This is a genomic window from Carboxylicivirga marina, assembly GCF_016612505.1.
Classification (GTDB): Bacteria; Bacteroidota; Bacteroidia; order Bacteroidales; family Marinilabiliaceae; genus Carboxylicivirga; species Carboxylicivirga marina.
This window is the reverse complement of sequence record NZ_JAENRR010000061.1, coordinates 20,351-27,068: the sequence shown is the minus strand read 5'-3', so window position 1 is coordinate 27,068 and position 6,718 is coordinate 20,351. Positions and strand designations below refer to the sequence as shown.

The window sequence follows — 6,718 nt, the reverse complement described above, 5'->3', positions numbered from 1 at the left end:
AAACCCAAGGCATATAAGCAAAGAAAGGAATCTCAGCTAACTTTTGGATTTACTTAAAAAAATGGGGTAACTCCAATGATATTTATGAATGGTTATTAATAGCTTACCAATTCTTATCCAATAGTCTTTCCTTTTTGGGGTTATCCAATTGCAATGCAGAAACCTGAATGTTTAGCTCTGGAAGTTTTTTGCAGAGTTCGTGGTAAATGACTTTAGACGGCATAGCATCAGTTGAAAAATCATTCATGTAGTGATATACCGAGTATAATTCTAATGAGGCGCCTTTTATTTTTAAGATATAATAATCGATGATAGAACCTCTGTTAAAGCGTATGTTGTCAATGGTTTGTACGACCGTGCTTTTAATGGATACATCTGTGTTTGGTTGGAGCTTAATTCTGTTGTCATTGGGAGTTGTAAGTGTTTCAGTACTACCCGGACTATAGTCTTCTAATTCCTCAATAAACGCATTGTACCTAATGATAAAACCATCATCGCAATCGTATTGATGGCTAATGGAATTATCGCGATAAACTTTATTAACGATGTGTTTTTTAGGGTAAGGGCGCAAGACTCGTAAATCAATTGAGTCGCCCAGGTTTAAGTCCTGTCCCATTACATAGTCTATCTTGTCAAAATAGCTAATGCCTTTATGTTGGTAATAGTATTTTAGAGTGTATATTTCATATCTGCCACCGTTAAAGGTGCTTTCACCATATACTTTACCGGGTACAACGTCATTAAAAATCAGCACATAGTAGTATAGGTAAATGGCAGTTACATTTAAAATGAGTAAGGCGGATATGATGACCGTTCGAATACGAAACTTCCTTCGCTCTTCTTTTGATTCATAGTTGTACATAGGGCAGGGGTAGGGTGTATTAGTGTTTCTTATAAAGTGGGTGATTGATTATTTCGATATTATCAGTTTCTTCTCCGTTATTATGCGCGATTAATAGACCTTCCTCCATCAAGTATTCATTATTAGTAAGAGAAACATTCTTTAATCCTTCTGAAAAACCTTCATTCATCATTTGGCCGGCTCGAAGCGGAAACTCCAGCAAAGAAGGGTAATTTTTCTCATCTTCAGGATTATCATGATAGTTTTGGCAACTCTTTTCAGACATAGATAGGTAGATGCGACACGCCATTGGTCGTGCAGGATACGCGCTACAGGCTCCATTTTTTAGCAATGGGCATGGTAACTTACTTCTCTCCAATTCTTCTTGCGATAAGCGTCCTCTTTTCTGATAGTTATCAAAAGCTGATTGTAACACTTCCTTTTGCTCTTCAGTACTCATATTGAGCTTGATAAACTGCCACAAGTAGTGAAATTCATGCGCAACACCAAAAATAGGTTGATGGCAGCACCAGCTACATCCTTTCTTACAGTCGATGGTTACATTATGACGTTTTGCTTCTTGCGATAATGCATCAATTAAGCCTTCCATGGCATCTTGCTCCTGACGTGTTGCTTGCCAGAGTTTTTTATCTTCAATGCCTGATGTGGTGGCTGTTTCGGCCAGGCGTAAACCATCCTGAAAAAAAGCCTTATCTGTTTCTGAGAGTTCTGATTTGTTCATTATTTGTTTCTTGTATTAACAAATGTAACAATAATTCAAAGTAAAAGGGTGACCGACAAAATTATGTCAGTCACCCTTTGATATCTTCTGTGTCTAATCTTTTAGTTTTGTGGGGCTAAAGGGTAAGTTGCAAATAGTTTACCTATAAGTTTATCAATTGATTTCTCTGTCAGTTTTTTTCCGTTTTTTGCAGCACCGGTAGCTCGTCCCTGCCAGATTAACTCCTTCTTCTCGCGGTCAATAATGTCAATAATAATCGTTCCCTCTGTATGGGTGTTGTAATTTACACGATTAATACCTGTATTTATTCCCCATCCATACTGATAATAATCACTGCCCCAATAGAAATTGTCGTTTCGCTGAAGTGATGTCGTTTCTTTAGTTTTGGTTTTGATCATCACTTTAACTAATAGATCCGGACTTTTATTTTCATTGTATCCCCTTGCAGTCATCTGTTTATTGATGGCGCTGTGGAGCCACTGTTTTGATGATTTTTTTATGGGCATCGACTTCATGTATTCTAAAACCATAAAGTTTGAATAGCTATCAAACTTGGCGTTTGGGTCAAAGTCAGAATAGACAGTGGAAGTTTTACATGATTGTAATGCTCCTGCAATCAGTAATATAAATAGTAAATTTTTAATTTTCATCTGCTATAGATTAAGGTTAAAATCAATAATTATTAATTCAATATATAATGTCTCTCCAAAATTAAGTCCTAAAGTAATACATTTAGACATAAAAATGGCAGTACTTAAACAAGCACTGCCAACTAATGTTTTAATCTGATTGAATTCTACATATTGTAGAATGTTTCAAATGATTTCATGACATATGTGTGGTCTAGTGTTCCTCCAAGCTCACGTACCGAGTGCATGCCTAACATTGGGTTGCCAATGTCAACGGTGCGGATATCAATTTTACCTGTGGAAACATTACCTAATGTAGAGCCTCCAACCATGTCGGAGCGGTTCACGAATTTCTGAACTGGCACATCTGCCAGTTTACAGATTGATTCATAAATAGCGCCACTTTCACCATCGGTTGTGTACTTCTGGTTAGCATGTATTTTAATAACAGGACCAGCATTCATCACCGGGTGAAGCATCGGATCATGTTTCTCTGGATGATTAGGATGTACCGAATGCGCCATATCTGCTGAAATCATAAATGACTTATAGATTGAACGCTGATATTCTTCCTGCGACTTGCCAAGTTTTTCCATGATGCGTTCTATGATGTTACGTAACACCGGTGAGCCTGCACCTTGCTTCGTTACACTTCCTACTTCCTCGTTGTCGAAAATACAAAGCAAGTTGGTTGTATTTGTGTTTTTATTAGCCAACAAAGCTTTTAAGCCAGCATGAACCATGGCTAAATCATCAAGCTTTGGCGAGGAAATAAACTCCTGCTCAGGACCAACTAAACAGCCTTTTTCAAATTCATAAACGAACAAATCGAAATCTAAGATATCTTCAGTCGATACATTTAATTCTTCGGCAATCAACTTAAGTAAGTAGTTCTCTTTTTCGAGCGTATCTTTAACAATGGTCATTAGTGGTAGCATATCAACCTGCTTGTTTAGCTCTATGCCGTCATTAACACTGCGATTAAGGTGAATGGCCACACTCGGTATAATTAAAAGAGGTTTTCTGAAATCAACAAGCTGATGCTTTGGATTAAGCGCATTCTCACCTTTCAATAAAACTCTACCTGCAAGTGATAATGGTCGATCGAGCCAGCTCATTAAGATAGGGCCTCCGTATACTTCGGTATTAAGTTTTAAATATTTACCGTCTACAAGCATTTCAGGTTGTGGCTTAATTTTAAAACCTGGTGAATCACTGTGGGCGCTTACTAGCTTCAAACCACTGGTCTCCATTTCTTCATTACCTAACTGAAATGCAAAAAGTGCCGAGCCACTTTTGGTAGTATAATACTTTCCACCTTTCTCAATGTTCCAAACAGATGTAATATCTAAATATTGGTAGCCATTGGCTTCAAGCTCTTCGGCTGTGTTTTTGACCACATGAAAAGCGGTTGGACTTTGATGTATAAATTCAATTAACTCTTCTGCCAGTTTTATCTCTTGTGTCATTATTGTGTGAATTATTGGTTGTCAAAAAAAGGCAAGTTAAGTATTTTCAGAAAAGGAAGTACTGAGAAAGATCACTGTACGGATGGTATAAGTAAAAAAAAAGCTGTTTCGAGTGAAACAGCTTTTAATAATCTCTTAAAATATAAATCTAATCTATGCTAGTTTTACATTTATCGCGTTTAAACCCTTACGGCCTTCCTGAAGCTCGTAAGTTACTTCATCATTTTCTTTGATTTCGTCGATAAGACCTGTTACGTGTACGAAGTACTCTTTGCTAGTTTCGTCGTCTTTGATGAATCCATAACCTTTAGAGTCATTAAAGAACTTTACTGTACCTTTATTCATTGTAAAAAAATTAATTAAAGACTGATATTAGGAATTACCAGCCCCATTTAAAAATAAAATATTCACAACAAATGTAGGAACATTTTTGACATATGATCTACTTTTTTGAAGTATTTGCTTTAAAAAATGCAAAAATTACACAAAATTGATGTTGCTTGAAGTAAAATAACATTTAATTAAAGATATGTATCTTGATAGTCAGTGATTTAAAAACTATTGTTAATAACTCTATTCGTCTGATAAAAAGCTTTTTTTTAGGAAATAGTATATTCGCTATTAATTTCTAATCATCTAAGTATATAACCTATGATAGTTTGTATAGCCGAGAAACCAAGTGTTGCCAATGAAATTGCACAAATAGTGGGTGCAAAATCGCGACGTGACGGCTATTATGAAGGCAACAACTATCAGGTAACCTGGACCTTTGGTCATTTATGTACTTTAAAAGAACCTCATGAGTATTTGCCTGAATGGAAAAGGTGGAGTATGGGCTGGTTGCCGATGATACCTTCTCGATTTGGTATTAAATTAATTAGTGATTCAGGTATCGAAAAGCAGTTTAAAACAATAGAGAAACTGGTGCAAACGGCCGAAGAGGTTGTTAATTGTGGTGATGCCGGACAGGAGGGAGAATTAATTCAACGCTGGGTATTGCACAAAGCGGGTACCAAATGCCCTATTAAAAGGCTTTGGATTTCTTCATTAACAGAAGAGGCGATCCGTGAAGGTTTTGAGAAGCTCCGTTCTAATGATGAATTTAACAATTTATATGCAGCAGGTTCCTCGCGCGCTATTGGCGATTGGTTATTGGGTATTAATGCCACGCGACTTTATACACTAAAATATGGTCAGCAAGGACAGGTGTTATCTATCGGTCGTGTTCAAACGCCCACTTTATCTTTGATAGTTGAGCGACAAAAGTCGATTGATAACTTTAAGGCGGAACCTTTTTGGGAACTAAAAACAAAGTATAAAGATGTTGTTTTCTCAGCTACAAAAGGTCGATTTGCTAAAAAAGAGGAAGGTGATTCGAACCTGGAAACAATTAAGAATACTGAGTTTGAGGTAAAAGATTTTTCACGTAAGAAAGGGAAAGAAGCACCACCACGTTTATTTGACCTCACATCTTTACAGGTTGAATGCAATAAAAAGTTTGGTTTCTCAGCTGAAGAGACTTTGAAAACCATTCAGTCGCTTTATGAAAAGAAATTAACCACCTATCCGCGTGTTGATACCACCTTTTTGAGTGATGATATTTACCCTAAAGTACCTGGGATTTTAAAGGGTATGAAAGACCACCACCATTTGACAGAAGCTTTGTTAAAGGCTAAGTTAAAAAAGTCGAAAAAGGTATTTGACGATAAAAAAGTAACCGATCACCACGCCATTATACCAACAGGTGTGCATGCCAATAATATGAGTCGCGATGAAAAACTGGTTTACGAATTAGTGGCACGTCGTTTTATTGCAGCATTTTACCCCGATGCTGTCATCTCTAATACACAGGTTTTAGGTGATATAAATGGTGTTGAGTTTAAAGCGACAGGTAAACAGTTGTTAGAGCCGGGGTGGCGCTCCGTATTTATGGATGGTAAGGAAGCTGAGAAGAAGCAGGACGATATCATGCCTGAATTTACTGTTGGAGAAAAAGGACCACATGAGCCCTTACTAATCGAGAAAGAAACACAGCCGCCCAAGCCATACACCGAAGCGACACTTTTACGTGCTATGGAAACTGCAGGTAAGCAGGTTGATGATGAGGAATTACGCGATGCCATGAAAGAAAATGGTATTGGCCGGCCATCAACCAGGGCAGCGATTATTGAAACAATTACACGGCGTAAATACATCACAAAGGTTCGTAAAAATTTACATCCGACAGTAACCGGAACTCAATTGATTGATACGATTCAAAATGAATTGTTGAAATCGGCCGAATTAACCGGTATTTGGGAAAAGAAGTTGCGAGAAATTGAAAAGGGACAATATGATGCTGGTGAGTTTATGAACGAACTCAAGCAAATGGTATCTGATATTGTATTTCATGTGAAGCATGATAGAAGCGAAAAGAAAATTGAAATCGTAAATGAGGATGAGAAGCCGAAAAAGACGGAAAAGAAACCCAAAGAAGCTAAACCAAAAGAACTAATATGCCCAAACTGTGCTGAGGGTATTATGCTTAAAGGAAAGTCGGCCTGGGGGTGTTCGAAATATAAAGATGGTTGCAAAACACTTATCCCATTTGAGTTTATGGGAAAAAAGATGAGTGATAAACAAATTGAACAACTCATTTTAAAAAAGCAGACAGGAAAAATAAAAGGCTTTAACGAAGGGGATGCCAAAGTTGATGGTATTGTTAAGTTTGATGACGCATTTAAGCTAAGGCTTGAAAAAGCGGAAGCTGCCGTATGGACCTGCCCACTTTGTAAACAGGGAACTGTTGTTAAGGGGAAGTCAGCTTATGGTTGTAATAACTTTAAAAATGGTTGTCGATTACGAATTCCATTTGAGTTTATGGGTAAAAAACTAAGCGAGAAGCAAATTGAGGTGTTAGTTCTAAAGCAAAAAACACCGCTTATTAAAGGGTTTGTAAATCCATCCAATAATGAGACGTTTAATGGTCGTATTATTCTGAATGGTGATGGACAGTTAAGTACGGAATAAGTAGTCGCATCATTGTTTTTATCTACTC

General features: G+C 37.2%; 6 protein-coding genes. 1 reads left to right on the top strand and 5 read right to left on the bottom strand.

Features of this window, described 5'->3' with window-relative positions; all coding sequences use genetic code 11:
* Positions 1–103: 103 nt before the first annotated feature.
* From JIV24_RS18320 to JIV24_RS18300, 5 genes are all read right to left on the bottom strand, one after another.
* A complete protein-coding gene (locus JIV24_RS18320) occupies positions 104–862 on the bottom strand; it encodes a hypothetical protein (RefSeq protein WP_200466530.1) in 759 nt (252 codons plus the stop codon).
* A 19-nt stretch (positions 863–881) separates the two neighbouring features.
* Positions 882–1,583, bottom strand: coding sequence for a YkgJ family cysteine cluster protein (locus JIV24_RS18315; protein ID WP_200466529.1), 702 nt, complete (start codon positions 1,581–1,583; stop codon positions 882–884).
* 101 nt (positions 1,584–1,684) lie between these two features.
* Positions 1,685–2,233, bottom strand: a complete 549-nt coding sequence (locus JIV24_RS18310) for a DUF4136 domain-containing protein (RefSeq protein WP_200466528.1) — start codon at positions 2,231–2,233, stop codon at positions 1,685–1,687.
* A 146-nt stretch (positions 2,234–2,379) separates the two neighbouring features.
* A complete protein-coding gene (locus tag JIV24_RS18305) occupies positions 2,380–3,681 on the bottom strand; it encodes a M18 family aminopeptidase (RefSeq protein WP_200466527.1) in 1,302 nt (433 codons plus the stop codon).
* Positions 3,682–3,834: 153 nt separating this feature from the next.
* A complete protein-coding gene (locus JIV24_RS18300) occupies positions 3,835–4,026 on the bottom strand; it encodes a cold-shock protein (protein WP_143303294.1) in 192 nt (63 codons plus the stop codon).
* Between the two features lie 306 nt (positions 4,027–4,332).
* Here JIV24_RS18300 and JIV24_RS18295 point away from each other — a divergent pair, with 306 nt between their 5' ends.
* Positions 4,333–6,690, top strand: coding sequence for a type IA DNA topoisomerase (locus tag JIV24_RS18295; protein WP_200466526.1), 2,358 nt, complete (start codon positions 4,333–4,335; stop codon positions 6,688–6,690).
* Positions 6,691–6,718: the final 28 nt, after the last annotated feature.